Annotated in this window: 26 protein-coding genes; 14 read left to right on the top strand and 12 right to left on the bottom strand. The window is 71.0% G+C overall.

Annotation, left to right across the window (positions count from 1 at the left end; translation table 11 throughout):
* Nucleotides 1–82: 82 nt before the first annotated feature.
* Together ACIP6N_RS07110 and ACIP6N_RS07105 are read right to left on the bottom strand one after the other, a co-directional pair.
* Entirely contained in the window at nucleotides 83–706 is a 624-nt protein-coding gene (locus ACIP6N_RS07110) for a DUF1003 domain-containing protein (RefSeq protein WP_401813570.1), read from the bottom strand.
* Complete coding sequence (locus tag ACIP6N_RS07105) at nucleotides 696–1,973, bottom strand: magnesium transporter MgtE N-terminal domain-containing protein (RefSeq protein ID WP_401813569.1); 1,278 nt, start codon at nucleotides 1,971–1,973, stop codon at nucleotides 696–698. The genes ACIP6N_RS07110 and ACIP6N_RS07105 overlap by 11 nt, the downstream gene beginning before the upstream one ends.
* A 189-nt stretch (nucleotides 1,974–2,162) precedes the next feature.
* Here ACIP6N_RS07105 and ACIP6N_RS07100 point away from each other — a divergent pair, with 189 nt between their 5' ends.
* A complete protein-coding gene (locus ACIP6N_RS07100) occupies nucleotides 2,163–2,933 on the top strand; it encodes a hypothetical protein (RefSeq protein WP_401813567.1) in 771 nt (256 codons plus the stop codon).
* Between the two features lie 57 nt (nucleotides 2,934–2,990).
* Here ACIP6N_RS07100 and ACIP6N_RS07095 read toward each other — a convergent pair whose 3' ends face one another.
* The 3 genes from ACIP6N_RS07095 to ACIP6N_RS07085 all read right to left on the bottom strand — a co-directional run bounded on the left by ACIP6N_RS07095 (nucleotide 2,991) and on the right by ACIP6N_RS07085 (nucleotide 6,017).
* Nucleotides 2,991–4,118 (bottom strand): 3-deoxy-7-phosphoheptulonate synthase, encoded by a 1,128-nt coding sequence (locus ACIP6N_RS07095; RefSeq protein ID WP_401813565.1) that lies wholly within the window; start codon nucleotides 4,116–4,118, stop codon nucleotides 2,991–2,993.
* A gap of 219 nt (nucleotides 4,119–4,337) precedes the next feature.
* Nucleotides 4,338–4,847: a hypothetical protein gene (locus tag ACIP6N_RS07090; RefSeq protein WP_401813563.1), complete on the bottom strand. Its 510-nt coding sequence runs from the start codon at nucleotides 4,845–4,847 to the stop codon at nucleotides 4,338–4,340.
* A 45-nt stretch (nucleotides 4,848–4,892) separates the two neighbouring features.
* Complete coding sequence (locus tag ACIP6N_RS07085; RefSeq protein ID WP_401813561.1) at nucleotides 4,893–6,017, bottom strand: magnesium and cobalt transport protein CorA; 1,125 nt, start codon at nucleotides 6,015–6,017, stop codon at nucleotides 4,893–4,895.
* A gap of 428 nt (nucleotides 6,018–6,445) precedes the next feature.
* Between ACIP6N_RS07085 and ACIP6N_RS07080 the strand changes: the two genes are divergently transcribed.
* From ACIP6N_RS07080 to ACIP6N_RS07065, 4 genes are all read left to right on the top strand, one after another.
* Nucleotides 6,446–7,054: a suppressor of fused domain protein gene (locus ACIP6N_RS07080; protein WP_401813560.1), complete on the top strand. Its 609-nt coding sequence runs from the start codon at nucleotides 6,446–6,448 to the stop codon at nucleotides 7,052–7,054.
* Between the two features lie 249 nt (nucleotides 7,055–7,303).
* Nucleotides 7,304–7,945, top strand: a complete 642-nt coding sequence (locus ACIP6N_RS07075; RefSeq protein WP_401813558.1) for a DUF6758 family protein — start codon at nucleotides 7,304–7,306, stop codon at nucleotides 7,943–7,945.
* Nucleotides 7,946–8,241: 296 nt separating this feature from the next.
* Nucleotides 8,242–9,102 (top strand): PHP domain-containing protein, encoded by an 861-nt coding sequence (locus ACIP6N_RS07070; RefSeq protein ID WP_401813556.1) that lies wholly within the window; start codon nucleotides 8,242–8,244, stop codon nucleotides 9,100–9,102.
* 73 nt (nucleotides 9,103–9,175) lie between these two features.
* Nucleotides 9,176–9,781 (top strand): MarC family protein, encoded by a 606-nt coding sequence (locus ACIP6N_RS07065; protein WP_401813555.1) that lies wholly within the window; start codon nucleotides 9,176–9,178, stop codon nucleotides 9,779–9,781.
* Nucleotides 9,782–9,976: 195 nt separating this feature from the next.
* Here ACIP6N_RS07065 and ACIP6N_RS07060 read toward each other — a convergent pair whose 3' ends face one another.
* Complete coding sequence (locus tag ACIP6N_RS07060; protein ID WP_401813554.1) at nucleotides 9,977–10,129, bottom strand: hypothetical protein; 153 nt, start codon at nucleotides 10,127–10,129, stop codon at nucleotides 9,977–9,979.
* A 179-nt stretch (nucleotides 10,130–10,308) separates the two neighbouring features.
* On the opposite strand from ACIP6N_RS07060, the gene ACIP6N_RS07055 reads away from it, so the two are divergent.
* A complete protein-coding gene (locus tag ACIP6N_RS07055) occupies nucleotides 10,309–11,220 on the top strand; it encodes an NYN domain-containing protein (RefSeq protein WP_401813553.1) in 912 nt (303 codons plus the stop codon).
* Nucleotides 11,221–11,253: 33 nt separating this feature from the next.
* Here the strand turns inward: ACIP6N_RS07055 and ACIP6N_RS07050 are convergent, their stop codons facing one another.
* Nucleotides 11,254–12,093 carry an alpha/beta fold hydrolase gene (locus ACIP6N_RS07050; protein ID WP_401813552.1) on the bottom strand — a complete coding sequence of 280 codons (840 nt, stop codon included), beginning with the start codon at nucleotides 12,091–12,093 and terminating at the stop codon, nucleotides 11,254–11,256.
* Between the two features lie 111 nt (nucleotides 12,094–12,204).
* On the bottom strand, nucleotides 12,205–14,181 hold the full coding sequence (locus tag ACIP6N_RS07045; protein WP_401813551.1) for a DEAD/DEAH box helicase: 1,977 nt from the start codon (nucleotides 14,179–14,181) through the stop codon (nucleotides 12,205–12,207).
* A 534-nt stretch (nucleotides 14,182–14,715) separates the two neighbouring features.
* On the opposite strand from ACIP6N_RS07045, the gene ACIP6N_RS07040 reads away from it, so the two are divergent.
* The gene (locus ACIP6N_RS07040) at nucleotides 14,716–15,456 is read left to right on the top strand and encodes a ferritin-like fold-containing protein (RefSeq protein ID WP_401813550.1); all 741 of its coding nucleotides are present in this window, start codon (nucleotides 14,716–14,718) and stop codon (nucleotides 15,454–15,456) included.
* 126 nt (nucleotides 15,457–15,582) lie between these two features.
* Here the strand turns inward: ACIP6N_RS07040 and ACIP6N_RS07035 are convergent, their stop codons facing one another.
* The 4 genes from ACIP6N_RS07035 to ACIP6N_RS07020 form a co-directional block, all read right to left on the bottom strand.
* The gene (locus ACIP6N_RS07035; RefSeq protein ID WP_401813548.1) at nucleotides 15,583–15,852 is read right to left on the bottom strand and encodes a hypothetical protein; all 270 of its coding nucleotides are present in this window, start codon (nucleotides 15,850–15,852) and stop codon (nucleotides 15,583–15,585) included.
* A gap of 146 nt (nucleotides 15,853–15,998) precedes the next feature.
* Nucleotides 15,999–16,226 carry a DUF3107 domain-containing protein gene (locus tag ACIP6N_RS07030; protein WP_401813547.1) on the bottom strand — a complete coding sequence of 76 codons (228 nt, stop codon included), beginning with the start codon at nucleotides 16,224–16,226 and terminating at the stop codon, nucleotides 15,999–16,001.
* Nucleotides 16,227–16,370: 144 nt separating this feature from the next.
* Nucleotides 16,371–17,012 carry a TetR/AcrR family transcriptional regulator gene (locus ACIP6N_RS07025; protein WP_401813545.1) on the bottom strand — a complete coding sequence of 214 codons (642 nt, stop codon included), beginning with the start codon at nucleotides 17,010–17,012 and terminating at the stop codon, nucleotides 16,371–16,373.
* A gap of 159 nt (nucleotides 17,013–17,171) precedes the next feature.
* Complete coding sequence (locus tag ACIP6N_RS07020) at nucleotides 17,172–17,375, bottom strand: hypothetical protein (RefSeq protein WP_401813543.1); 204 nt, start codon at nucleotides 17,373–17,375, stop codon at nucleotides 17,172–17,174.
* 210 nt (nucleotides 17,376–17,585) lie between these two features.
* On the opposite strand from ACIP6N_RS07020, the gene ACIP6N_RS07015 reads away from it, so the two are divergent.
* The 7 genes from ACIP6N_RS07015 (at nucleotide 17,586) to ACIP6N_RS06985 (ending at nucleotide 25,845) form a co-directional block, all read left to right on the top strand.
* On the top strand, nucleotides 17,586–18,545 hold the full coding sequence (locus ACIP6N_RS07015) for an alpha/beta fold hydrolase (protein ID WP_401813542.1): 960 nt from the start codon (nucleotides 17,586–17,588) through the stop codon (nucleotides 18,543–18,545).
* A 7-nt stretch (nucleotides 18,546–18,552) separates the two neighbouring features.
* Nucleotides 18,553–20,142, top strand: a complete 1,590-nt coding sequence (locus ACIP6N_RS07010) for a DUF3152 domain-containing protein (protein ID WP_401813541.1) — start codon at nucleotides 18,553–18,555, stop codon at nucleotides 20,140–20,142.
* Nucleotides 20,106–20,294 (top strand): Ms4533A family Cys-rich leader peptide, encoded by a 189-nt coding sequence (locus ACIP6N_RS07005; protein ID WP_401813539.1) that lies wholly within the window; start codon nucleotides 20,106–20,108, stop codon nucleotides 20,292–20,294. Before ACIP6N_RS07010 ends, ACIP6N_RS07005 begins: the two co-directional genes overlap by 37 nt.
* Before the next feature lie 175 nt (nucleotides 20,295–20,469).
* Nucleotides 20,470–22,191: an ABC transporter substrate-binding protein gene (locus ACIP6N_RS07000; protein WP_401813538.1), complete on the top strand. Its 1,722-nt coding sequence runs from the start codon at nucleotides 20,470–20,472 to the stop codon at nucleotides 22,189–22,191.
* Nucleotides 22,188–23,189, top strand: coding sequence for an ABC transporter permease (locus ACIP6N_RS06995; RefSeq protein WP_401813536.1), 1,002 nt, complete (start codon nucleotides 22,188–22,190; stop codon nucleotides 23,187–23,189). The genes ACIP6N_RS07000 and ACIP6N_RS06995 overlap by 4 nt, the downstream gene beginning before the upstream one ends.
* Nucleotides 23,189–24,178: an ABC transporter permease gene (locus tag ACIP6N_RS06990; protein ID WP_401813534.1), complete on the top strand. Its 990-nt coding sequence runs from the start codon at nucleotides 23,189–23,191 to the stop codon at nucleotides 24,176–24,178. The genes ACIP6N_RS06995 and ACIP6N_RS06990 overlap by 1 nt, the downstream gene beginning before the upstream one ends.
* A complete protein-coding gene (locus ACIP6N_RS06985; protein WP_401813533.1) occupies nucleotides 24,175–25,845 on the top strand; it encodes a dipeptide ABC transporter ATP-binding protein in 1,671 nt (556 codons plus the stop codon). The genes ACIP6N_RS06990 and ACIP6N_RS06985 overlap by 4 nt, the downstream gene beginning before the upstream one ends.
* The last annotated feature ends 189 nt before the right edge of the window (nucleotides 25,846–26,034 follow it).

Raw genomic sequence — 26,034 nt, 5'->3', positions numbered from 1 at the left:
ATTCCTCACGTTCGCGGACCGCCGCGCGGCCGCCGAGGGCGGACTTCCGCAGGGCTTCCTCAGGACGTGCTCAGGACCCTGCTCAGGTACGCCGGTCGGAATCCTCCGGACCCTGCCGGTTCTCCGCGGGGAGGAGCAGGTGCTGCTCCTCCATGTCCCGCACGAGGTCCTGGAGCTCGGAGCGGATCCAGTCGCGGGTGGCGACCTCGCCGAGCCCGATCCGCAGCGCCGCGATCTCCCGCGTCAGGTACTCGGTGTCCGCGATCGCCCGCTCGTTCTGCTTGCGCTCCTGCTCCTGCGTGACCCGGTCCCGGTCGTCCTGCCTGTTCTGCGCCAGCAGGATCAGCGGCGCCGCGTACGAGGCCTGGAGGGACAGCGCCAGCGTCAGGAAGATGAAGGGGTACTCGTCGAAGCGCACCTCGACGGGCGCCACGATGTTCCAGAGCACCCAGACGATGATGGTCACCGTCATCCAGACGATGAAGCGGCCCGTCCCGAGATAACGGGCGACCCGCTCCGAGAGCCGCCCGAACGCCTCGGGGTCCCACTCCGGCAGTACCCTGCGCCGCTGCGGTCGCGGCTGGTCGAGCCTGACCCGGGGACTGCGTACGATCGCGGTCGCGCCGATCCCCGACCCCGTTCTCGTACGCTCCTTGGCCGCCTCGTTCTCCGGGCGTTCCGGACGGTTTCCGCGTTCAGCCGCCATGGCTCACCTCGCCCGGGCCCCGGAATCCGGTCTCCCGCCAGTCGTCGGGCAGCAGGTGGTCCAGTACGTCGTCCACGGTCACCGCGCCGAGCAGCGACCCGCTCGCGTCCACCACGGGCACGGAGACCATGTTGTACGCGGCGAGATGGCTGGTGATCTCGGGCAGCGGGGTGTCGGGGGCCAGCGGCGGCAGGTCGCTGTCCACGAGCGAGCTGATCAGGGTGAACGGCGGGTCCCGCAGCAGCCGCTGGAAGTGCACCGTGCCCAGGTACTTGCCGGTCGGCGTGTCGTCCGGTGGCCGGCACACGTAGACCTGCGCGGCGAGGGCGGGGGAGAGGTCCTGCTGGCGTACCCGCGCCAGCGCGTCCGCGACCGTCGCGTCGGGGCGCAGCACGATCGGATCCGTCGTCATCAGACCGCCGGCCGTGCGCTCCTCGTACGACATCAGACGCCGTACGTCCGCCGCGTCATGCGGCCGCATCAGCGTCAGCAGCCGCTCCTTCTCCTCCTCGGGCAGCTCGGAGAGCAGGTCGGCCGCGTCGTCCGGGTCCATCGCCTCCAGGACGTCCGCGGCGCGCTCCTCCTTCAGTTTGCCGAGGATCTCCACCTGGTCGTCCTCGGGCAGTTCCTCCAGCACGTCGGCGAGCCGGTCGTCGTCCAGGGCGGCGGCCACCTCGGCCCGGCGCTTGGGCGAAAGGTGGTGCAGCACGTTGGCGAGTTCGACGGGGCGCAGCCGCTCGAAGGTGGCCACCAGGTTCTCTGCGCCCTGTCCTTCCTCCTCCAGCGAGAAACCGGAGACCGCCGACCACTCGACGGTCAGCGCCTCCCCGCGCCGCCGCAGCGCGCCGCCCTTCCTGCCGAGCCGGACGAACACCTTGTCGATCTCCCAGTCGCGGCGGGCCGGCAACTGCTGGATCGCGACATCGAGGACGGTCACCTCCTCGCCGCTCTCCACGAGCCGTACGCGGCGGTCGAGGAGTTCACCGAGGACGAGCCGTTCGGTGGGGCGCTGCTCGAAGCGGCGCACATTGATGACACCCGTGATGATGACCTGGCCGGACTCGATGCCGGTGACGCGGGTCATGGGCAGGAAGATCTGGTGCCTGCTCAGCATCTCGACCACCATGCCGAGCAGCCGGGGCGGCCGGTTGCCGACCCGCAGCATGGCCACCAGATCGCGGACCCGTCCCACCTGGTCGCCGCTGGGGTCGAAGGCCGGCACACCGGCCAGATGGGAGACGAAGACCCGCGGGGCGCCTGCCGCCATACCGTGCGCCTCCTTCGCCTCAAAGTCGTTGATTGTCGCTTTATCCGGTGGGATTACGGGTTCAGGCTAGCCCGTACCGCTCCGCGCCGCCCTGGCGGATCCCTCCGTCCGGCTCTCTGTCGAACCGTTCGTTCGGCCCGGGTACGCTGCGGTCTGCCACCCCCCATTCACGTATGAGAGGCAGCGTCCGTGACCGCTCTCCGGCCGTCCGACCGTGCCCGCAGGGCCGCTCTCCCCGTCGCCCTGTGCGCCGGTCTTGCCACGGTACTGACGGCGTGCGGCGAGGACCCCGACGCCGGAACGAACGGCGTCGGCAAGCTCTCCGCCACCCAGATCGAGCACCGGGCACAGACGGCCGCGGGCAGCGCGGCGGCGGTCCGCCTGTCCGGCGCGCTGGTCACCGAGGGACAGACGTACAAGCTCAACATGCGGCTCAAGAAGACCGGCGGAACGGGCTCCGTCACACTGAAGAACGACACCTTCGAGCTGCTGCGCGTCGAGGACGAACTCTTCCTCAAGGCCGACGCCGGTTTCTGGAGCCACGGAAGCGGTGACGGCGACTCGAAGTCCGGAAACGCGGACTCCCAGGCCGCCGACAAACTGAACGACAAATACGTGAAGGTCCCGCAGGACGACCCCTCGTACAAGCAGCTGCGCGGTTTCACGGACATGAAGGTGCTGCTCGGCGGCCTGCTGGCGCTGAACGGCGACCTGAACAAGGGCGACCGCGACAAGATCGGCGGCGTACGCACCATCAAGGTCGCCGCGGGCGAGGACGGCGCGGGCGGCACGCTGGACGTCTCCCTCATGGGCACGGCATACCCCCTGCGCCTGGTACGCGCGGGCGGCGCGGGCACGCTGACGCTGTCGGACTGGGGCAAGGACTTCCCGCTGGAAGCCCCGGCCAAGGGCCAGACGGTCGACTACGGCAGCAAGCTCCCGTCGACGAGCGACGAGTAGGCCCTGCCCGGCAGACCCGGCCGGGCGGGTCCTCTCCGGGCCCGCCCGGCCCGGCCATCAGGGGTGGGACCGGCGGCGCCGGCGGACTGCTTCGGCCACTTCCGTGAGCAGGCGTTCTGTTTCTTCCCAGCCGACGCACGCGTCCGTCACGCTCTGGCCGTACGTCAGCGTCGCGAGCGGTCCCGGTTCCTGGCGGCCGGGGACGAGGAAGCTCTCCAGCATCAGCCCGGCGATCCCGCGCTCCCCGGCGGCGACCTGGTCGGCGATCTCCCGGACCACCTCCGCCTGGCGTACGTGGTCCTTGCCGCTGTTGGCGTGGCTGGCGTCGATCACCAGGCGGCCCGGCATACCGGCCTTGTCCAGCAGGGCCAGGGCCTGGTGGATGTCCTGCCGGCCGTAGTTGGGGCCGCCCCGGCCGCCGCGCAGGATGACGTGGCAGTCGGGGTTGCCCGCCGTCGAGACGACCGAGCCGCGGCCCTCCTCGTCGATGCCGAAGAAGACGTGGCTGCCCGCGGCCGTCAGACAGCCGTCGACCGCGGTCTGTACGTCGCCGTCCGTGGCGTTCTTGAAGCCGACCGGCATCGAGAGGCCGGAGGCCAGCTGCCGGTGCACCTGGCTCTCCGGTGTGCGGGCGCCGATCGCGCCCCAGGTCACGGCGTCCGCGATGTACTGCGGGCTGGTCGGCTCAAGGAACTCGCAGCCGACGGGAAGCCCGGTGTCGAGCACGTCGAGCAGTACCTGGCGGGCGATCCGCAGGCCCCGGTGGACGTCGTGGGTGCCGTCCAGGTCCGGATCGTTGATGAGGCCCTTCCAGCCCAGCGTCGTCCGCGGCTTCTCGAAGTACACGCGCATCACGACGCACAGATCCTCGCTCAGCGGTGCCACGGCCGCCGCGAGCCGCCGCGCGTAATCCCGCGCCGCCGCGGGGTCGTGCACCGAACAGGGGCCGACGACCAGCAGCAGCCTGTCGTCCTCCCCGGAGAGCACCCTTCTGACGGCCTGCCGGCTCTCCTGGACGAGCGCCGCGCGTGCCGTGCCCAGCGGGAGGGCGGCGCGCGAGGCGGCGGGCGGTACCAGCGGCTCGAAGCCGGTGACGCGCAGATCGCCGGTCTCCGGCCGGTCCGGGCCCGGGTTCCGGCTCTCGCTGCGGCCGTGGTCCCCGGCTCCGGCGGGTGGTGTGCTCATCGACGTACATCCCCTGACTTGTCCGGCGGGGGCCCGGTCCTGTGATGTCCACACCCGGTGCCGGCCCGCCTCAACGACGAAGGGCAGAGACGGATCGTCTCTGCCCTGCTGGCTCCGGGTGGTGGGATGGTCAGCGCACGCGACCACCGGCTCCACCCGGAGCTGGCGCGTAGCGCCAATACCAACGAACCACCACAGACATGCCGCCGATCCTAGCGCCTACTTCCGCTTCTTCCGCTTCATCAGCAGCCGCCCCAGCGAGGCGGGGACCGGCTCACGGGTCGTCGCCGTGGTGGGCAGCGGCACGGCGGCCAGGGAATCCCGCGGCAGGTCCGTGATCGCGTCCTGGGGCACGAGGCGCAGCACGCGGCATTCGCGCGCCCAGCGCTCCGTCATGTGCTCGCCGTCGGGCGCGTTGAGCCGCTTGCCCTTCAGCTCGGCGACGGCGGCCTCCCAGGCGTCCGAGCGCGGCGCGAGTTCGGTGACGGCCGCCGTCCAGGCCACCAGCCGCCCGCCCTTGTCCTTGCTGCGTACGGTCACCTCGGCGGTGGAGCCGTCGGCGAGGCCGGGCAGCGGCTGCTCCCCCTGGCCGTCACCGACGAGATACACCGCACCCTCGTGCCAGACATGCCACAGCGCACGGGCGGGACCGGGGCCCCGCACCCAGATGAGGCCGGACTTCTTCGTGGCCTCCTCGACCAGCGCCTGTCCCAGCAGCAGTTCCGTCATGGTGAGCAGCTTAGGGCGTGCCCCCGCAGCGGAGCCCGGGCAGCCCTACAGCCAGCCGTTGCGCTTGAGCGTGCGGTGGATCATCAGGCAGATGCCGCCGATCGCGGCGAGCACCATCGGGTAGCCGTACCGCCACCGCAGTTCCGGCATGTGGTCGAAGTTCATGCCGTAGATGCCGCAGACCGCCGTCGGCACGGCGATGATGGCCGCCCAGGACGTGATCTTGCGCATGTCCTCGTTCTGGGCCACCGTCGCCTGGGCCAGATTCGCCTGGAGGATCGAGTTCAGCAGCTCGTCGAAGGCGATGACCTGCTCGTGCACCCGGGCCAGGTGGTCCGCGACGTCCCGGAAGTACTTCTGGATGTCCGGGTCGATCAGCCGCATCGGCCGCTCACTCAGCAGCTGCATCGGCCGCAGCAGCGGGGAGACGGCCCGCTTGAACTCCAGTACCTCGCGCTTGAGCTGGTAGATGCGCCCCGCGTCCGAGCCGCGCGGGCTGCCCTTGGCCGGGGCCGAGAACACGTCGATCTCGACCTCGTCGATGTCGTCCTGCACGGCGGCCGCGACCGCGACGTACCCGTCGACCACATGGTCGGCGATCGCGTGCAGGACCGCCGAGGGTCCCTTGGCGAGCAGTTCGGTGTCCTCCTCCAGGCGGTGACGGAGGTTGCGCAGCGAGCCCTTGCCGCCGTGCCGCACGGTGATGACGAAGTCCCGGCCGGTGAAGCACATCACCTCGCCGGTGTCGACCACCTGGCTGGTCGCGGTCAGTTCGGTGTGTTCCACGTAGTGGATGGTCTTGAAGACGGTGAACAGGGTGTCGTCGTACCGCTCCAGCTTGGGCCGCTGGTGCGCGTGGACGGCGTCCTCCACCGCCAGCGGGTGCAGCCCGAACTCGGCCGCGATACCGGCGAATTCCTCGTCGGTCGGCTCGTGCAGGCCGATCCAGGCGAAGCCGCCGCCGTCACGCACCCGCAGCATCGCCTCGTGCGGCGTGGCGCAGGGGTCCGTCTCCAGCCGCCGTCCGTCGCGGTAGACCGCGCAGTCGACGACCGCGCTGGAGGCGGAGGGGTCACGGGTGGCGTCGTACGTGTCGTACTTGCTGTAAGCGGCGCTGGTCTTGCGCAGGGAGGGACGTACTGCTGCGCGCAGGTCACGGATCATCGACATGGCTGGCTCCTCACGGAGAGGCCGTCGGCGAGCGTGGCGCAGCCCGGAATGAGGACGTGAGTGCGTACGTCCGCAAAGCGGGCGGCACCGCGGAGACGCGGTGACGGCGTTCGCTACAGACAGGCAAAAACACAGGCTGTGATGAAGTGCTCTTCCGCTGTGCGCCGCGCTGCGGAACTGCTGGCCCGCAAAGGAAGGCCTCAGATCAGGAAGCAGCGAAGAGAGCGGAAGAGCGGCTGGTACTGGCCGGGTGACTTCGATCCACCGCAGCCCCACCTCCTCCGGCCGGTCCCCCTTGGGGGATGACGTGTGGTCAGGACTGGAAGGCGACGCTTCTGCGTGCTGTCCCGACCGGCGGCCAAGACTATCAGCAGACAGCAGGCCAATCTCGTCTCTTCCCCCATTCGCACGCGATCTATGCTCGCCGGATGGAAGAAATTCTCACGCTGGTCGAGGCCCGGCTGTGTACGGCCCTGGGCGAACCGGACGCGCGTGCCGCGGTGACCTTCCTGGGGACCGACCGCATCGAGGTACTGCGTTTCCTGGACGCGCGGGATCAGGATTCCGGGGGCCGCGGTCTCGTGCGCTACGCCACACTCGGCATGTCGGCGCAGCCGATGGCGGACCCGACCGCGGTGCTGGCGGATCCGGTGAAGGGGCCGAGGGCCGAGCTGGTCCTCTCCGTGAGAGCCGGACTCGCCGACACCGACCAGGTGTTGCGCAAGCTGGCGGTGCTCGCTGCCTCGCCCCAGGTCGAGGGGGTGATCGTGGCTCCGGGCGCGTCGCTCGACCTGGGCGAACCGCTGTGGCCCGGCGCGCCGTTCAGCTCCGTACTGGTCGCGGAGCCCGGCGGCCTGGTCGCGGATCTGGAGCTGGACGCACCGCTCGATCCGGTGCGGTTCCTGCCTCTGCTGCCCATGACGGCCAACGAGGCGGCCTGGAAACGGGTCAGGGGCGCGCAGGAGCTGGAAGAGCGCTGGCTCGCGCGGGGTACGGATCTGCGTGACCCGCTGCGCCGGCCGGTCGCGCTGGACTGAGCGGCGGGTATCGGGCGCTGGTTGCTGAGCGCCGGAGTGGCGCCGGACCGAGCGTCGGTCACTGGACTTCGCCGGCGCCGGACCGAGTGGCGCCGTAACGCACCACGTTCCGTGGGGTGATGACAGTCACCTCCGGAATCCGCACTCCAACGAGTGCTTTGTGACGGACTGGTGGCCGTCGTCGGCAGGGTCGGGGCGGGCGGCTGATCGTCCTTGACGCGACGTCGGCCGGGGAGGACCGTGGGCGTCATGAAGGGCCAACCCAGTTGCCCGAAGTGCGGAGGCCGGGTCGGCGCGCCCGGTCTTTTCGCCGACTCCTGGCAGTGCGAGGCGCACGGCGCGGTGTATCCGCTGCAACCGGTGATACCACCCAGCGTCGAAGCCCTCGGGGTGGCCGTGCACCGCGCGGAGGTCCCGGTGTGGATGCCCTGGCCGCTGCCCGTCGGCTGGCTGTTCGCGGGCGTGACGTACGCGGGCGACGACCGCAGCGGCGGCCGGGCCACGGCCGTCGCGTGCTCGGGCCCGGGACCGCTCGGCGGCTCCGGTGAGCTGCTGCTCGTCGCCGAGGAGATGGGCGTCGGGCTCGGAGCGCGGTACGCGGGGATCGAGGGACCCGACCCGGGACCGCGGATCGAGATCGACCAGCCGCCGCACGCCAAGCTGCTCGCCGCCGGCCGTCCCACCCCGCTCTGGCATGTCGCGGGGGCTCCCGAGGACCGCGCGGTGTTCGCGGGCGAAGCGCTCGGACTGTGGCTGTGGGCGATCGTCTGGCCCGAGCGGTCGGGGCTGATGATGTACGACGAGCAGCTGGTGCTGACCGACCTGCGGGAGGCGGGCACCGAGGTCGAGCTGCTGCCGTGCGGAGCGCTGTCACCGCGCCTGCTGTCCTGACCGCCGCCTCCGCCCGGCCCGCTGCCCTGACCGGCGCTTCGGCGCTGTTGCCCCCGCTACCGTCTCTGCCGGCCGGGCGGTCTGACCGGCGCTTCGGCGTTCGCCGAGACGGCCTCTGCCGCGACCACCTTCGCCCGGCCCCGCCACCCGGTCGGTGGTTCGGCGTCCACCCCGCCGCGCCGACCTGGCGCCCGGCCCGCTCTCCGCCTCCGCCGCGACCTGTTGCCGACCTGTGCGGAACGACCGTTACCCTTCTGACTGTCCCTTTATCCGTCCGAGCCTGAGGAGTACGCGTCGTGCGCATCGATCTGCACACCCACTCCTCCGCCTCCGACGGCACGGACACCCCGGCCGAGCTGGTGCGCAACGCCGCCGCCGCCGGACTCGACGTCGTCGCGCTGACCGACCACGACTCCACCCGGGGCCACGCGGAGGCCGTAGCCGCGCTCCCCGAAGGGCTCACGCTGGTCACCGGCGCCGAGCTGTCCTGCAACCTCGACGGCGTCGGGCTGCACATGCTCGGGTACCTCTTCGACCCCGGGGAGCCGGTGTTCGCCGCCGAGCGGGAGCTCGTACGCGACGACCGCGTGCCGCGCGCGCGGGCCATGGTCCGCAAGCTCCAGGAGCTGGACGTCCCGATCACCTGGGAGCAGGTGACCCGTATCGCGGGCGACGCCTCCCTGGGCCGTCCGCACCTCGCCACCGCCCTGGTCGAGCTGGGCGTCGTCCCGACCGTCTCCGACGCCTTCGTGCCGGAGTGGCTGGCGGACGGCGGTCGCGCGTACGCCGACAAGCACGAACTCGACCCCTTCGAGGCGATCCGCCTGATCAAGGCTGCCGGGGGCGTCAGCGTCTTCGCGCATCCCGCCGCTGCCAAGCGCGGCAGGGTCGTCTCCGAAGAGGCGATCGCCCGCCTCGCCGCCGCCGGACTCGACGGCATCGAGGTCGACCACATGGATCACGACGCCCCGACGCGCGCCCGGTTGCGCGGCCTCGCCGCCGATCTCGGGCTGCTGACCACCGGGTCGAGCGATTACCACGGCAGCAGAAAGACCGTGGCGCTGGGGGAGTACGCCACCGACCCGGAGATCTACGGCGAGATCACCCGGCGCGCCTCCGGCGCGTTCCCGGTGCCTGGCGCGGGCGGACGCGTGTAAGTCCCTCCCCTCTCCTCCCCGCTTCCGGCGGCTCCTCCGCTTTTCTCCGCTCACTCCCGCAAGGCACCTGACTGTGTTCGACGCTGCCGTTTTCGGCTCTCTCTTCCTGACCCTCTTCGTGATCATGGACCCGCCAGGGATCACGCCGATCTTCCTCGCGCTCACCTCCGGGCGGCCCGCCAAGGTCCAGCGCGCCATGGCCTGGCAGGCGGTGGCCGTCGCGTTCGGCGTGATCACCGTCTTCGGCCTGCTGGGCCAGCAGATCCTGGACTACCTGCACGTCTCCATACCCGCGCTGATGATCGCGGGCGGGCTGCTCCTGCTGCTCATCGCGCTGGATCTGCTCACCGGCAAGAACGAGGAGCCGACGCAGACCAAGGACGTCAACGTCGCGCTCGTGCCTCTGGGCATGCCGCTGCTCGCCGGGCCCGGCGCCATCGTGTCCGTCATCCTCGCCGTGCAGAACGCGCACGGCGCGAGCGCCCAGTTCTCGGTGTGGGCCGCCATCGTGGTGATGCACATCGTGCTCTGGCTGACCATGCGCTACTCACTGCTGATCATCCGGGTGATCAAGGACGGCGGTGTGGTGCTGGTGACCCGGCTCGCCGGGATGATGCTGTCGGCGATCGCGGTACAGCAGATCATCAACGGCATCACGTCCGTCATCCGCGGTTCCTGAGACGGCGAACGGCGAACCGCCGTGGACGCTCCCCGTACGTACGGGGCCGGTTTCCGTACGTACGGACCCGGCGCGGCGGTACGTACCGGACCGGGCGCTGCGGTACGTACGGGGGCCCGGTACAGCAGCGCCCCCGTACGGTCGTTCCGTACGGGGGTCGCTTCGTCGGTATTCAGTCGTCTGTGCGGGTAAGGGTTATGAGGCCGGGGATTCGGCCGGCCGGATATAGATGCGCTGGCCCAGGGAAGCGGCCTGTTGCACGATCCGGTTGACGGAGGCGGCGTCCACGACGGTGCTGTCCACGGCGGAGCCGTCGACGTCGTCAAGACGCATGATTTCGAAGCGCATGGCTTCTCCCTTCGTCTGATCCTCCAGCAGGAGAACTGTGTACGACGGGGGTGGGCCCCGTCGGTTGCGACTTACATCTATAACGGCTTGCCCTCTGCAATCATTCCCTACACTAAGGAAATTTTTTGGATGCCTAACTACTGGCGAGTACGACGACATCCGCAGAGAATGAAACGTGTATGAACGAGGCAGAGATCAACCCAGAGGCCACTGAGCTCGGCGCCCGTCTGGAGCGCACCAACGAGCTGCTGCACCGCATGCTCGCCGAGGTCGCCAAGACCCCGTCCACGCACGCCATCTTCGTCGACGCGGGTTACGTCTATGCTGCGGCCGGGTTGCTTGTGGCGGGTACCGAGGACCGGCGTTCCTTCGACCTCGACGCCGAAGGGCTCATCGAGGCCTTCATCGACAAGGCCAGGACCATCTTCGCGGACAGCAGGCTGCTCCGCGTCTACTGGTACGACGGTGCCAGACGCCGTATCCACACCCCCGAGCAGCAGGCCATCGCCGAGCTGCCCGACGTCAAGGTCAGGCTGGGCAATCTCAATGCCAACAACCAGCAGAAGGGCGTCGATTCACTGATCCGCACGGATCTCGAATCGCTCGCCAGGCACCGGGCCATCAGCGACGCCGCGCTGGTGGGCGGCGACGAGGACCTGGTGTCCGCAGTCGAGGCCGCCCAGGGGTACGGCGCCCGCGTCCATCTGTGGGGCATCGAGGCGTCCGAAGGGCGCAACCAGGCCGAGCCGCTGCTGTGGGAGGTCGACAGTCAGCGCACCTTCGACCTCGACTTCTGGAAGCCGTACGTCACCCGGCGCCCGGTCACGACGTACGAGCACGAAGGGGATCCGCCGCCCTCCCGCGACGAGGTCCGCTTCATCGGCGCGCAGATCGCGGCGACCTGGCTGGTGGAGCGTGGCAGGCAGACGATGGGCGAGCTGCTGCCGGGCGCTCCCTACCTGCCGGGGCCCGTGGACCAGGACCTGCTGATCGAGGCGGAGAAGCTGCTCCAGCGGTCGCTGCGGGGCCATTCCGTACTGCGGCGGGCCCTGCGCGACGGCTTCTGGCAGCATGTACGGTCCCAGTACTGACCCTCCGGCGGCCCGGGGCCCGTTGGTGCGGACCTACGGGTGGCTGTTCCAGAAGTCGATCAGGGCGGCGGCGGTCTCCAGCGGCCGGTCACGGTTGGGGGAGTGCGCCGCGCCCGGGATGACCGTCCTGCGGGCCGACAGCCGCTCCGCCATCGAGTCGAACAGCGCCACGGGCCACTTGTCGTCCGATGCGCCGGACAGCACGTGCTTGGGAAGCGGTACGGCGGCCAGTTCGGCGACCCGGTCGCGCTCCACCGTCAGCTGCCTGCCGGTGACGGTCAGCGCCACCGGGTTGTTGCGCAGCCAGCTCTCCCGCAGGAACGCGCCGTTCGTGATGGTCGCGGGCAGCGGATCCAGCTCCCGCATCGCGTCCCAGACCTGGTCCATCGTCATGGCCGCGAGCGCGTCGCTGAGCATCTTCACGCGCTCCCGCTGGGACGGCACGATCTCGGCGGGACCGGAGCACATCAGCGTGAGCGTGCGGAACGGAACCGGGTCGAGCAGCACCGCGGCGCGGGCGATCTGTCCGCCCATCGAGTGCCCCACGACATGCGCCGGAGCGCCGATGGCCTCGATCTGCGCCAGGACGTCGGCTGCCAGCTCGCTCTGGGCGTACGCGTCCTCGGTGTCGGGCCCCTCGGTCTCGTACTGACCGCGGCCGTCCACGGCTACGGCGCGGTAGCCGGCCTCCGTCAGCGGGCCGAACAGCGGGACGAACTCGTCCTTGTTGCCGGTGAATCCGGGGATCACCAGCACGGTGCCCCGCGCCTCTCCGTCCGGACGGGCGTCGAGCGCGGCGAAGGAACCCCGGCTGGTCGACAGGGTGCGGGCCTGGACCCGGGAGGGCGGGGTGGGGCTGGCGGACCGACTCATGCGAAGAGGCTAGCGCCGCGCTCCGTGTTCTGTCCCGGGACCCCGGTACAGCGTTGGCCCGGCGCCCCCAGGAGGGGGCGCCGGGCCAACGGGTGTTCGTGGTGCGGCCGGTCAGCTCTCGGTCGTGGCGGCCGTCGTACGCGCACGGCGGCGGCGCTGCTTCGGAGGAGCCGTGGGCTCCCCGTCCGCCGCGACGCCCACGGACGCCCCGGAAGCCTGCGCGGCCGTCTCCGCCGCCTCGGCGGCGGGCTTGGCGACGCGCGTACGGCGACGGGGCTTCGTCTCCGCGGCGGGAGCCCCGGAAACGTCGGCGGCCTCGGCCGCCTTGGCGGTCGTCTTCTTCGCCGGGGCCTTCGTGGCGGTGGCCTTCTCCGCCACTTTGTCCGCGGCGGGCTTCGCGGCCCGGGTGCGGCGGCGCGGCCTGGTGGGCTCCGGCTCCGCGATCGGGGCGATCTGGAAGTCGGGCTCGACCGGCTTCTCGAACGGCGCGAGCGGAACCAGCGCCTCGACCGCCGGCTTCGCGGCGCGGGCACGGCGGCGGCGCGGCTTGGCCGCGGGCTCCGCCTCCGGCTCGGCGACCGTCACGCTCTCCACTGCGGCGCTCTCCACAGCGGCGGCGGCCTTCGCGGGCTGCGCCACCGGCGTCTCCACCGCGTCGGCGGCGGTGGCGCGGGTACGGCGGCGACGACGCGGGGTGCGCGGCTCGGCCGGCGCCTCCGCGCCCTCGACCGCTGCCGGGCCCGTCGACGTCTCCGTCGCGGGAGCCGGGGACGCCACGGCCTGCGGCTCCGCGCCTTCGGGGGTGCCTCCACGCGTGCGGCGGCGCTGGCGCGGCGTCCGGGCGGGACGCTCCTCCTTCACCGCGGTGGCGGCGGACTTGGTACGGCCGCGGCCGCCCGTCTCACCGAGGTCTTCCAGCTGCTCGGCGGAGAGACCCGCGCGCGTCCGGTCCGTACGGGGCAGGATGCCTTTCGTACCGGCCGGGATGTTCAGCTCCTCGAACAGGTGCGGGGACGTGGAGTACGTCTCCGGCGGGTTCGGGAAGCCGAGGTCCAGCGCCTTGTTGATCAGCTGCCAGCGGGGGATGTCGTCCCAGTCGACGAGCGTGACGGCGATGCCGGACGCTCCCGCGCGGCCGGTGCGGCCGATGCGGTGGAGGTAGGTCTTCTCCTCCTCGGGCGACTGGTAATTGATGACGTGGGTCACGCCCTCGACGTCGATTCCGCGCGCGGCGACGTCCGTGCAGACCAGCACGTCCACCTTGCCGTTGCGGAACGCGCGCAGCGCCTGCTCGCGCGCTCCCTGGCCCAGGTCGCCGTGGACGGCGCCGGAGGCGAAGCCGCGCTGGGCGAGCTGGTCGGCGATGTCGGCGGCGGTGCGCTTCGTACGGCAGAAGATCATCGCGAGCCCGCGGCCCTCGGCCTGGAGGATGCGCGCGACCATCTCCGGCTTGTCCATGGAGTGGGCGCGGTAGACGCGCTGCGTGGTGTTGGCGACGGTCGCGCCCGCGTCGTCCGGCGACGTGGCGCTGATGTGCGTCGGCTGCGACATGTAGCGGCGGGCGAGGCCGATGACCGCGCCCGGCATGGTCGCGGAGAAGAGCATCGTCTGGCGCTTCGGCGGCAGCAGCTGGATGATCCGCTCGACGTCGGGCAGGAAGCCCAGGTCCAGCATCTCGTCGGCCTCGTCGAGGACGAGTCCGCGGATGTGCGAGAGGTCGAGCTTCTTCTGGCCCGCCAGGTCGAGGAGGCGCCCGGGCGTACCGACGATCACATCGACGCCCTTCTTGAGGGCTTCGACCTGCGGCTCGTAGGCCCGGCCGCCGTAGATGGCGAGCACGCGTACGTTGCGCACCTTGCCGGCGGTCTGAAGGTCGTTGGTGACCTGCTGGCACAGCTCGCGCGTGGGGACGACGACGAGCGCCTGCGGGGCGTTGGTCAGCTGCTCGGGCACGGCGCGGCCGGCCTCGACGTCCGCGGGCACGGTGACGCGCTCCAGCAGCGGCAGTCCGAAGCCCAGCGTCTTGCCGGTGCCGGTCTTGGCCTGCCCGATGACGTCCTTGCCGGACAGGGCGACCGGGAGAGTCATCTCCTGGATGGGGAAGGGAGACATGATGCCGACGGCTTCGAGTGCTTCGGCCGTCTCGGGGAGGATTCCGAGTTCTCGGAAAGTCGTAGTCAGGGTGCTGCCTCTTCTGTGAGACGCGGCGAGAGGCGAACGCTGGGGGTCGTACCGCGCCTGGACTCGGCCGGCCGTGGATTGGCCGGATGGCGCGGGACCACTGCCGTCGCTCGAGCGCTCGTGCCGCTGAGGGGGCCCCTCATCTGCAGGTCGTGCGCAGCTGTGCGCACGGTCCGCGCGGAGGGCGGTCGGGTCGGAGCCGATCGGGCCACCGACCGGGCATCCTCTGGGGCCTGTCCGGGGGAACGCGGGAAACGCCCCTCGGTCAAACACTGCGATGGCCCGCCGGATACTCGGCAGGCGCCCTACCACTGTACCCCGGAATCGCGCATGTGTGTTGGGCGAATTCGGCGGAAGTGGGTGACGTGGGTGTTCGGTCACCTCCTTGACGTGTTCGGGCACCCCCTTACAGGGGACGGAGAGCGGGATATTGTGCGGTCCATGGAGACGCCCGACCACGCCACCGAGCCCGAATCCGCCGCACCCACCGGGATCGCGGCCCAGAACTGGGACACCGCCTCGACCGAGCCGCAGTACCACGCCGCGGTCGTGGACCTGCTGGGAGCGCTGGCCTACGGAGAGCTTTCGGCCTTCGAGCGGCTCGCCGAAGACGCCAAACTCGCGCCGACCCTCGCGGACAAGGCAGCGCTCGCGAAGATGGCCTCGGCCGAATTCGGGCACTTCGAGCGGCTGAACGACCGGCTCAGGGCCATCGACGTCGAGCCGACGAGCGCGATGGACCCGTTCGCCAAGGCGCTGGACGAGTTCCACCGCCAGACCGCGCCGTCCGACTGGCTGGAGGGCCTGGTCAAGGCGTACGTGGGTGACTCGATCGCCAGCGACTTCTACCGTGAGGTGGCCGCCAGGCTCGACACGGACACCCGGGCCCTCGTGCTCGCCGTGCTGGACGACACCGGCCACGGCAACTTCGCCGTGGAGAAGGTGCGCGCGGCGATCGAGGCCGAGCCGCGCGTCGGCGGACGCCTCGCGCTCTGGGCGCGCCGGCTGATGGGCGAGGCGCTGTCCCAGGCGCAGCGGGTGGTCGCCGACCGCGACGCGCTCTCCACGATGCTGGTGGGCGGGGTGGCGGACGGCTTCGACCTCGCCGAGGTCGGCCGGATGTTCTCCCGGATCACCGAGGCGCACACGAAGCGGATGGCCGCGCTCGGCCTCGCCGCGTAGGAGTACAGCCGCGTACGCGCGGCACGGGAACACAGCCGACGGCAGCACCGGACAGGGGCGCCCGCGCGGCGGGCCGCGGACCCCGGGCGGAGGCCCGGGTACGCGGCCCCGGTGCGGGCCCCGCGGTCAGGACGGCATCGGACCGTGCAGGCGGCGGGACTCGGGCCGCAGCAGCAGCGAGAGCACCACCGCGCCCACCGCCAGGCCGCCGGCCAGCGTGAGCAGGCCGTGCCCCGGGCCCAGTGCCGTATGCGTCACATAGGCGCCGAAGAGAGCTCCGAGCGGTCCGGCGCCGAACACGAGCCGCCGCGAGGGCAGCCGGCGGGACAGCCGGTGGTCCGCGGACCACGAGAGACCGAGCCCGAGCAGGACGGATCCGAGAGCTTCCAAGATCACTGCTGATCACCTCATTGCGCGATCGGTCGGGCAGATCGGGTCCACCGGTCACTACCCGGCGTACGCGGAACGCAACCCTCCCGTAACCATCGGAACGGCCCGGCGGAAACTCCGCCGGGCCGTTCCGATGTCACTGCCGACAGCGCCTACAGGGCGCCGAATCCGACCCGTCGTGTGGTCGGCTCACCGATCTCCACATACGCGATCCGCTCGGCCGGTACGAGGACCTTGCGCCCCTTTTCGTCCTTCAGGCTGAGCAGCTGCGCCTTGCCGGCCAGCGCGTCGGCCACGGCGCGCTCGACGTCCTCGGCGGATTGCCCGCTCTCCAGAACGATCTCCCGGGGCGCGTGCTGCACGCCGATCTTGACCTCCACGGCTATGTCCCTCCGAACGGTCTGTGCGTTGCGCGGTAAGCCGCGCGGTACGGAGCACACATTAGCCCGGAGAGACCACGGGGAAGACGCCGCGGGACAACGCCCGCAGCGAACACGCGCCTCCGGTGCCGCCCCCGGCGGTGCTCAGTGCTGCTCGCTGCCGTGCAGCGGGAAGCCCGCGATCCCGCGCCAGGCCAGCGAGGTGAGGAGCCGCACGGCCTGCTCCCTGGGGATGTCGGACTCGCTGGAGAGCCAGTAGCGCGCGACCACCTGCGAGACACCGCCGAGACCGACGGCCAGCATCATGGACTCCTCCTTGGAGAGGCCGGTGTCCTCGGCGATCACGTCCGAGATGGCCTCCGCGCACTGGAGCGCGACCCGGTCGACCCGTTCGCGGACCGCGGGCTCGTTCGTCAGGTCCGACTCGAAGACCAGGCGGAACGCGCCGCCCTCGTCCTGGACGTAGGCGAAGTACGCGTCCATCGTCGCCTCGACGCGGAGCTTGTTGTCCGTCGTCGACGCCAGGGCCGTGCGGACCGCGAGGAGCAGCGCTTCGCAGTGCTGGTCGAGCAGCGCGAGGTACAGCTCCAGCTTTCCGGGAAAGTGCTGGTACAGGACGGGCTTGCTGACGCCCGCCCGCTCGGCGATGTCGTCCATCGCCGCGGCGTGGTAGCCCTGCGCCACGAATACTTCCTGGGCCGCACCCAGCAGCTGATTGCGTCGGGCGCGGCGCGGCAGGCGCGTCCCCCGTGGGCGTGCCGCCTCTGTCTGCTCTATGGCTGTCACGCCGCCTCCCAAAAATTTCGTTCCGTGCGCGCGGTGCGCCGCGTTTGCCATCGTACTTTCGGGTAACCCGGCTGTGCGGCGTGTGGCGGCACAATTTCGCCGGGCGTACCTCCCGCGCTCCTCCGGCATCTGCGGAAAATCCCGCCGGGGGGAGGCGGATCAGCGGCGGCCGTCTTCGTCTTCCTCGTCGTCGGAGCCTGCCGCGCGTGCCTGTTCCACGGCGTCGCCCTCGTCGGCCGTATCGGTGTCGAGATGGGTCGGCGGTTCCTCTTCGCGCTGCCGTACCTCGGCCCGCTGCTCCGCGGCATCGGCTTCCGGGGTCTCGTCCGTGGGGTCCGTAGGGTCCGTGGGATCGACCGACATGCTGGCGCCTGCCCTCTGCTTGTCTTCACTCCGGGGCTTGTCTTCACTCCGGGCCTGTCTTCGTGTCGCTCCGGCCTTTCTCGCCTCTTTCCCGCCGCTCCGGGCGGCGCGCCCCTCTGTCGAGCGTAGAAGCCGGGACCGCGCGGCGCCATGCGGTCCGTGAGGGGCGGCACGCGAACCCACGCGTGATGGTCTCGTAACATTGCCCGCATGTCTTCGACCGAGCTGCCGGACACTCTCATCGCCAGCGTGGCTCCGCGAGTGAGCGCTGTACGGGTCGCCGAGGGGGAGAAGCTGAGATCCGTGTCACTGCCCGGGCTCACGCTGACCGTGCGGTCACGCCCTCCGGCGCGTGACGGACTGCCCCCGGCGCTCTACGTGCACGGTCTCGGCGGCTCCTCCCAGAACTGGTCGGCGCTGATGCCGCTGCTGGCGGACATGGTGGACGGCGAGGCCGTCGACCTGCCCGGGTTCGGTGACTCGCCGCCGCCGGACGACGGCAACTACTCCATCACCGCGCACGCCCGTGCGGTGATCCGGCTGCTGGAGGCGAACGGGCGCGGCCCCGTGCATCTGCTGGGCAACTCCCTCGGCGGCACGGTCGTCACGCGCGTCGCCGCCGCGCGGCCCGACCTCGTCCGTACGGTGACGCTCATCTCGCCCGCGCTGTCCGAGTACCGGGTGCAGCGCACCGCCCTGCCCACGGTCCTCGCGGCGCTGCCCGGTGTCACCGGGCTCTTCGCCCGGTTGACCCTCGGCTGGACGGCGGAACAGCGCACGCGCGGAGTACTGGCGCTCTGCTACGGAAATCCCTCTTCGGTCGACCCCGGGGAGTTGCGACACGCCGTGCGGGAAATGGAGCGGCGCCTCCAACTCCCTTATTTCTGGGACGCGATGACCCGCTCGGCGCGTGGTCTCGTCAACGCGTACACCCTGGGCGGTCAACACGCGCTGTGGCGGCAGGCCGAACGAGTCCTCGCGCCGACACTGCTTGTCTACGGCGGCCGGGATCAGCTCGTTTCGTATCGTATGGCTCGCAAGGCCTCGGCGGCTTTCCGCGATTCGAGACTCCTGACGCTTCCGGACGCCGGGCATGTTGCCATGATGGAGTACCCGGAGCAGGTCGCTCAGGCCTGCCGGGACCTCATTGACGACTACGGCAGGAGCTGACCCCGGCGTGGGACGACACAGCCGCAAAGGTCCCGTATCCCAGGGTTCGCAGAGCGGTGCGGACGCCGGTACGGACAGCACGGCGCCCGGTGGCGGACCAGAGGGCCGGCCGGCGGCCGACGCGGCCAAGGGCCGGCGCAGGCGGTCCGCGGAGGCCGGGGCGCCGAACCCGGAGCAGCACGGCGGGACCGATGCGGCCGGCTCCGCACCCGCGCCCGGTGCGCCACGGGTGCGCGGCGGCCATCCGGAGCAGCACGAGGCGGGCGGCGGCTGGGGGACGACGCACCGCTACGGCATCTGGCACGGCCCGCGTACCGCGTCCCCAGCCTCGTCGGCTTCATCCCCTTCCACGGCGGACCGGTCTTCGGCGGCGGACCGGTCTTCGGCGGTGGACCCGGCGAAACCGTCGGACCCGGCGCGACCGTCGGGCCGGCCGGACTCGGACGGGACCCCGCCGATTCCCGGGCCCCGACGTGAGTTCATCGACGCCTTTGATGCCTTCGACGCGTTCGGTTCCCGTTCCGCGCAGGTGAGTTCCGCCACGTCGGCGACCTCGGCGACCTCGGCACCCTCGGCGTCCTCCGCGTCGTCGGCCCCTCCGGCTTTCCGTGCGTCCTCCGCCTCCGCCGCCTCAGCCGACGACTCCGTGGCGCAGGGCCCGCACCGGTCGGGGCAGGACGGCCCGGGCCCCGGTGCCTCGGGCGGCGACCGGGGCAGTGGCGGGGCCGGCGGCGAGGGCGGATCCGACCCGGTGCCGGATCCGGCACCCGAGCCGGAACGGTCCGTCAAGGGCGGCAAGGGCCGCGCGCTCACGGGAATCGCCGCCGCCGCGGTGACCACCGTTCTCGCGGTCGTCGTGACCGGTCACATCACCGGTGGCGGCGAGGACGGCGTCCGGGCCGCGACGGCCGACGGGGCCGACCGCGAGATGGGCGACATCCCCTCACGCTCGGAGGGCAGACCCGCGCCGCAGGCGGCGAAGGCACCGCCGAAGCTGGGATACGACCAGCTGATGACCAAGCAGTTCCCGCTCGCCGCCGACCTGGAGGCGTCCGGCGACTTCAGCGCGGTGCCGGGGTTCGCCAAGGCTCCGGGGAAGGGGCAGAAGTTCCACTACCGCGTGGACACCGAGGACGGCCTCGGGCTCGACGGCGCGTTCTTCGCCGACGCGGTCCAGAAGACACTGAACGACGACCGCAGCTGGGCCCACAACGACGCCAGGACCTTCGAGCGGATCTCCACGGGCGACCCCGACTTCGTGATCACGCTGGCGAGCCCCGGGACGACCGCCGTCTGGTGTGCCAAGTCGGGTCTGGACACGACCGTCGACAACGTCTCCTGCGACTCCGCCTCCACACCCCGCGTCATGATCAACGCGTACCGCTGGGCACAGGGGTCGAAGACCTACGGCGACAAGGCGATGTACAGCTACCGGCAGATGCTCATCAACCACGAGGTCGGCCACCGGCTCGGCCACAACCATGTGAGCTGCCGCACGCCCGGGACTCTCGCGCCGGTGATGCAACAACAGACGAAATCGCTCGATATCGACGGAATTAAATGCCGTCCCAACCCCTGGGTGTTTCCCGAGGAATGAGACAGCTGTCTCAACTCGCGTTGACACGGGCCACGGGGTCCTCCATATTTCTCGGCATGTCGTCCCCCTGCGCCACGTCCGGTCACACCGCCTTTGAGCTGGCGCTCATCGGTGTGACCCCGCTGTGCGTCGCCGACATTCTCTGTAGCTGACGCCCGCCTCGGCGCGCGTCGGTTCTCCACCGTCGTATCTCCGCGCTCGGGCGTACTCGCCCACGGGCGCGGCGCGACGGGTTCTCTTTCCCCACCTCTTCGCCGCCGGCGCCTGTGCGGGTCCGTTCCCCGCCTTCATCTTCTGCCTGTGCAGCACACCGAGAGGTCTCTTCCGATGCGTCAACCGTCCCTCATATCCCGCCGTGTGGCCGTGGCCGCCGTCAGTCTGGCCGTGGCCGCCGGCGCCGCCGCCTGCGCGGGACCGCAGGACAGCAGCAAGGACGGGTCCGCCGGCCAGGGCAAGCCCCAGAAGGGCGGCACGCTGTCGGTGCTGAACACCCAGGCGCTGAACGACTTCGACCCGGCGCGCCAGTACACCTCCGGCGGCGGCAACGTCCCGACGCTCGTCTTCCGCACGCTCACCACTCGCGGCCCCGGCAGCGGCGCGGCGGGCAACAAGGTCGTCCCCGACCTCGCCACCGACACCGGCCGCCCCAACGCGGACGCCACGGAGTGGACGTACACGCTCAAGGAGGGGCTGAAGTTCGAGGACGGCTCCCCGATCACCAGCGCCGACATCAAGTACGGCGTCGAGCGCTCCTTCGCCGCCGAGCTGTCGGGCGGAGCACCGTACCTGCGTGACTGGCTGGCGGGCGGCGCCGAGTACCAGGGTCCCTACAAGGACAAGAAGGGCCTCGACTCGATCGTCACGCCCGACGCCAGGACCATCATCTTCAAGCTCAACAAGCCCGAGGGCGACTTCCCCTTCCTCGCCACCCAGACGCAGTTCGCGCCGGTGCCCAAGGCGAAGGACACCGGGGCGAAGTACGAGGAGCACCCGATCTCCTCGGGCCCGTACAAGCTCGTCAAGAACGAGGGCGACGGCGAGCACCTTGTCTTCGAGCGCAACACCTACTGGTCGGAGTCGACCGACCCGAGGCGCAAGCAGTACCCGGACCGGATCGACGTGAAGTCGGGGCTCGACTCGGCCGTCATCAACCAGCGCCTGTCGACCAGCTCGGGCGCGGACGCGTCGGCCATCACGACCGACACCAACCTCGGCCCCGCCGAGCTGGCCCAGGTCGGCAGCGACAAGTCGCTCTCCGACCGGGTCGGGACCGGCCACTTCGGCTACACCAACTACCTCGCGTTCAACACGAAGGTGAAGCCGTTCGACAACCCCAAGGTGCGTGAGGCGATCGCGTACGCCGTCAACCGCACGAGCGTCGTCAACGCGGCCGGCGGCTCCGCGCTCGCCGAGAGCGCGACGACCTTCCTGCCGAACCAGCCGGCCTTCGGCTACACGCCCGACGACCCGTTCCCGGCGGGCAGGACCGGTGACCCGGCCAAGGCCAAGCAGCTGCTGAAGGAGGCCGGTTACCCGAACGGCCTGACCATCACGCTCATGCACTCCACCATCGAGGACCGGGAGACGAGCCCCGAGATCGCCACGGCGATCCAGGAAGCGCTCAAGAAGGCCGGGATCACGGTCAAGCTGGACGGCCAGGAGAACAACGCGTACAAGCAGAAGACCAGGACCATCAAGACCGCTCCCGGTGTCTTCCTCGCGCACTGGGGCGCCGACTGGCCGGGCGGCGGCCCGTTCCTGGCCCCGATCTTCGACGGCCGGCAGATCGTCAAGGACGGCTCCAACTTCAACCACGCGCAGCTGAACGACCCGGCGGTCAACAAGGAGATCGACGAGATCAACAAGCTGACCGACCCGGACGCCGCCGCCAAGCGCTGGGGCGCGCTCGACCAGAAGATCGCCGGACAGGCCCTGGACGTACCGCTGTTCCACCCCGTCTACAAGCGGCTGGTCGGCAAGAACGTCAAGAACGTCGTCATCAGTGACTGGACCGGCGTCCTCGACATCTCGCGGATCGCGGTCAAGTGACCGCGGCGGATCTCCTGACGTCCGAGGCGGCGGCAACCCCCGCCGCCTCGGACGCGCGCCAGGTGTGGCGACGGCTGCGCGCCCGTCCCTCGGCCGTCGTGTCCGGAATCGTCCTGGTCCTGCTCGTGGTGCTGGCGATCGCGGCGCCGCTGCTCGCGGCGCTCGAAGGACAGGACGTGAACGCGTACCACGACTCGCTCGTGGACTCGGCGCGCGGCGGCGTGCCGGTGGGCTCGTTCGGCGGTGTGAGCGGCGACCACTGGCTCGGGATCGAACCGGGCACCGGACGCGACCTGTTCGTACGGCTGCTGTACGGAGCCAGGGTCTCGCTGCTCGTCGCGCTCGGCGCGACGGTCGTGCAGCTGGCGATCGGGGTCGCGATCGGTCTGGCGGCCGGACTCGGCAACCGTCTGCTGGACAGTTTCCTCAGCCGCGTCACCGACGTGATGGTCGCGCTGCCGATGCTCGTGCTCGGCATCTCCCTGACGGCCATCGTGCCGTCGGACTTCCCGCGTCCCGTGCTGCTGATCCTCTTCATCGGCCTGCTCGGATGGGGCGGGACGTCCCGGATCGTACGGGCGCAGACGCTGAGCCTGAAACAGCTCGACTTCGTCTCCGCGGCCAGGCTCGGCGGCTCGGGCCGGTGGCGGGTGGCACGCCGTGAGCTGCTGCCCTCGCTCGCCGCGCCCGTCATCACGTACGCGGCGCTGCTGCTGCCGTCGAACATCGTGACCGAGGCGTCGCTGTCCTTCCTCGGCGTCGGGGTCAAGCCGCCGACACCGTCCTGGGGACAGATGCTGTCGAGCGCGCAGACCTGGTTCAGGGCCGATCCGACGTACGTCCTGCTGCCCGCCGGGCTGCTCTTCGTGACCGTCCTCGCGTTCACCGTGCTCGGTGACGGAGTACGGACGGCGCTCGACCCGCGCGCGGCCAGCCGGCTGCGGATCGGCAGGCGCGCCTCTCGTACGTCCCCCAAGTCCCCCAAGGGAAACGGCTGATGACGAGCTATCTGCTCAAACGGCTCGGCGGCGCGGTGCTCGTGCTCCTCGTGCTGTCCGTGGTGATCTACGCGCTCTTCTACATAGCGCCGGGAGACGCGGCCAGACTCGCCTGCGGCGACCGCTGCAACCCGCAGCAGATCGCGCAGGTACGGGAACAACTCAGCCTGGGCGACCCGGTGTACGTGCAGTACGCGCACTTCCTCCAGGGCATCTTCGCCGGGAGCGACTACTCCACGGGCACGGCCGTGCTGCACTGCGACGCGCCCTGCCTCGGCTTCTCCTACCAGACCGACCAGCAGGTCACCCAGCTGATCCTCCAGCGGCTGCCCGCGACGCTCTCCCTCGGCCTCGGCGCGATGGTCGTCTGGCTGGTCATCGGCGTCGGCACCGGACTGGTGTCCGCGCTGCGCCGCGGCGGGATCACCGAACGGGCCCTGACGCTCCTCACGCTGGCCGGGACCGCCACGCCGGTGTTCACCCTGGGGCTGCTGCTCCTGATGCTGGTCTGCGCCTACCTCCGGTGGCTGCCGTTCCCGACGTACGTCCCGCTGACCGAGAACCCCGAGCAGTGGGCGTGGAACATGCTGCTGCCGTGGTTCACACTCGGCCTGTTCGAGAGCGCGAAGTACGCCCGTCTCACGCGCAGTTCGACGCTGGAGACGCTGGCCGAGGACCATATCCGCACGTTTCGCGCGTACGGCGTCCGGGAACGTTCCGTCGTCGGCAGGCACGCGCTGCGCGGCGCCGTACCGCCGGTCATCGCGCTCAACGCGCTCGACCTCGGCACGGTGCTCGGCAGCGCGGTCCTCACCGAGTCGCTGTTCGGCATCCCCGGCATCGGCAAGACGCTGATCGACGCGGTGCGGACGATCGACCTGCCGGTGGTGGTGGGCGTGGTGCTGGTGACCGGCGCGGCCGTCGTCCTGGCGAACGTCGTCGCCGACCTGCTGTACGCCATGGCCGACCGACGGGTGGTTCTCCAGTGACAGAGCGACTGGTCCTCGTGGAGGACCTGACGGTGGACTTCTCCTCCGGCACGGACGGAGCGATACGGGCCGTGGACGGCCTGTCGTTCTCGCTCGGCGCCGGAGAGGCGATCGGTCTCGTCGGCGAGTCGGGCAGCGGCAAGAGCACCGTCGCCTCGGCCCTCCTCGGGCTGCACCGGGGAACCGGCGCGGACGTGGGCGGTGTGGTGCGGGTCGGCGGTACGGACGTGAACGCGGCGTCCGAGCGTGAACTGCGCGCGCTGCGGGGTGCGGTGGCCGCGATGGTCTTCCAGGACCCGCTGTCGTCCCTGGACCCGTACTACGCGGTCGGCGACCAGATCGCCGAGGTCTACCGGGTCCACAACGACGCCTCGCGCCGCGTGGCACGGGCGCGGGCCGTGGAGGTGCTGGACAGGGTCGGCATCCCGGACGCGGCGCGCCGGGCGAAGTCCCGGCCGCACGAGTTCAGCGGCGGCATGCGCCAGCGCGCGCTGATCGCGATGGCGCTGGCCTGCGAACCGCGCCTGCTGATCGCGGACGAGCCGACGACGGCCCTGGACGTCACCGTCCAGGCACAGATCCTCGACCTGCTGCACGACCTGCGCCGCGAGACGGGGATGGGCCTGCTGCTCGTCACCCACGACGTGGGCGTCGCGGCGGAGAGCGTGGACGAGGTGCTGGTGATGCGCCACGGCCGCGAGGTCGAGCGCGGCCCGGTCGCGCGGGTCCTCGGTGGTCCGCGCGCGGACTACACGCGGGCGCTGCTGGACGCCGTCCCGAGGGTGGACGCCCCGACGGCGCGGCCCGCGGACACCAGCGAGGAGCGGCCTGCGCTGCTCGAAACCGTCGACCTGCGGCGGGAGTTCCGGCGAGGGAAGCAGACCGTCAGCGCCGTGGACGGGGTATCGATCGCCGTGCGGCCCGGCGAGACGCTGGGCATCGTCGGCGAGAGCGGCAGCGGCAAGACCACTCTCGGGCGGATGCTGGTGCGGCTGCTCGACCCGACCGGCGGCTCGATCCGCTACCAGGGAGCCGAGATCGGCGCGGTCTCGGAGAAGGAGCTGCGGCCCTACCGGCGCGAACTCCAGATGGTCTTCCAGGACCCCGTCTCCTCGCTCAACCCGCGCCGCTCGATCGGTGAGTCCATCGCGGATCCGCTGCGCGCGGCCGGGACGCTGGACGAGACACGGCTGGTGGCACGCGTACGGGAACTGCTGGATCGGGTCGGACTCGCCCCGGACCGGTACGACCGTTACCCGCACGAGTTCAGCGGCGGACAGCGCCAGCGCGTCGGGATCGCCAGGGCGCTGGCGGCCGAGCCCCGGCTGATCGTCTGCGACGAGCCCGTCTCGGCGCTCGACGTCACGACCCAGGCGCAGGTCACCGCGCTCCTCGCCGAACTCCAGCGGGAGCTGGGCCTCGCGCTGGTCTTCATCGCGCACGACCTCGCCGTCGTCCGGCAGGTCAGCGACCGCGTCGCGGTCATGCGCGGCGGCAGGATCGTCGAGCAGGGCACCGTGGACGAGGTGTACGGGTCGCCCGCCGACCCGTACACGAAGCAGTTGCTCGCCGCCGTACCGGCCCTCGATCCCGCGCTGGCCGCCGTGCGGCGCGCGGCCCGGAAGGAGATCCGCAAGGAGACCCAGAAGGAGCCGGCAGCCGCCTGACCTCGCCTGCCGAAGCGTCCCTTAGCGCGGATGAACGCTTCCGGCATCGATAAGTTACGTGCATTCACCCCTTCCGGTGGCGGGGGGGGGAAACGCCCCACGCGGCCCCCGCCGATGAGGCGTAGGTGTTTGCGCGGGGGGGGGGCCCCGCACCCCGCGCCCCCCGCCAACGGGTGGGGGGGGGGGTGG

Origin of the sequence: Streptomyces sp. NPDC088725 (assembly GCF_044751305.1) — a bacterium.
GTDB lineage: Bacteria > Actinomycetota > Actinomycetes > Streptomycetales > Streptomycetaceae > Streptomyces.
This window is presented reverse-complemented; position numbering and strand designations above follow the sequence as displayed.

Excerpts from the sequence above, each read along its gene's own strand:
- ACIP6N_RS07085 (WP_401813561.1), bottom strand. The coding sequence starts at position 6,017 with ATGTCGATGATCCGTGACCTGCGCGCAGCAGTACGTCCCTCCCTGCGC.
- ACIP6N_RS07015 (WP_401813542.1), top strand. The coding sequence starts at position 17,586 with ATGTCTTCGACCGAGCTGCCGGACACTCTCATCGCCAGCGTGGCTCCG.
- ACIP6N_RS07110 (WP_401813570.1), bottom strand. The coding sequence starts at position 706 with ATGGCGGCTGAACGCGGAAACCGTCCGGAACGCCCGGAGAACGAGGCG.
- ACIP6N_RS07040 (WP_401813550.1), top strand. The coding sequence starts at position 14,716 with ATGGAGACGCCCGACCACGCCACCGAGCCCGAATCCGCCGCACCCACC.
- ACIP6N_RS07005 (WP_401813539.1), top strand. The coding sequence starts at position 20,106 with ATGCCGTCCCAACCCCTGGGTGTTTCCCGAGGAATGAGACAGCTGTCT.
- ACIP6N_RS07095 (WP_401813565.1), bottom strand. The coding sequence starts at position 4,118 with ATGAGCACACCACCCGCCGGAGCCGGGGACCACGGCCGCAGCGAGAGC.
- ACIP6N_RS07075 (WP_401813558.1), top strand. The coding sequence starts at position 7,304 with ATGAAGGGCCAACCCAGTTGCCCGAAGTGCGGAGGCCGGGTCGGCGCG.
- ACIP6N_RS07060 (WP_401813554.1), bottom strand. The coding sequence starts at position 10,129 with ATGCGCTTCGAAATCATGCGTCTTGACGACGTCGACGGCTCCGCCGTG.
- ACIP6N_RS07055 (WP_401813553.1), top strand. The coding sequence starts at position 10,309 with ATGAACGAGGCAGAGATCAACCCAGAGGCCACTGAGCTCGGCGCCCGT.
- ACIP6N_RS07080 (WP_401813560.1), top strand. The coding sequence starts at position 6,446 with ATGGAAGAAATTCTCACGCTGGTCGAGGCCCGGCTGTGTACGGCCCTG.
- ACIP6N_RS06990 (WP_401813534.1), top strand. The coding sequence starts at position 23,189 with ATGACGAGCTATCTGCTCAAACGGCTCGGCGGCGCGGTGCTCGTGCTC.
- ACIP6N_RS07050 (WP_401813552.1), bottom strand. The coding sequence starts at position 12,093 with ATGAGTCGGTCCGCCAGCCCCACCCCGCCCTCCCGGGTCCAGGCCCGC.
- ACIP6N_RS07000 (WP_401813538.1), top strand. The coding sequence starts at position 20,470 with ATGCGTCAACCGTCCCTCATATCCCGCCGTGTGGCCGTGGCCGCCGTC.
- ACIP6N_RS07045 (WP_401813551.1), bottom strand. The coding sequence starts at position 14,181 with ATGACTCTCCCGGTCGCCCTGTCCGGCAAGGACGTCATCGGGCAGGCC.
- ACIP6N_RS07105 (WP_401813569.1), bottom strand. The coding sequence starts at position 1,973 with ATGGCGGCAGGCGCCCCGCGGGTCTTCGTCTCCCATCTGGCCGGTGTG.
- ACIP6N_RS07020 (WP_401813543.1), bottom strand. The coding sequence starts at position 17,375 with ATGTCGGTCGATCCCACGGACCCTACGGACCCCACGGACGAGACCCCG.
- ACIP6N_RS07090 (WP_401813563.1), bottom strand. The coding sequence starts at position 4,847 with ATGACGGAACTGCTGCTGGGACAGGCGCTGGTCGAGGAGGCCACGAAG.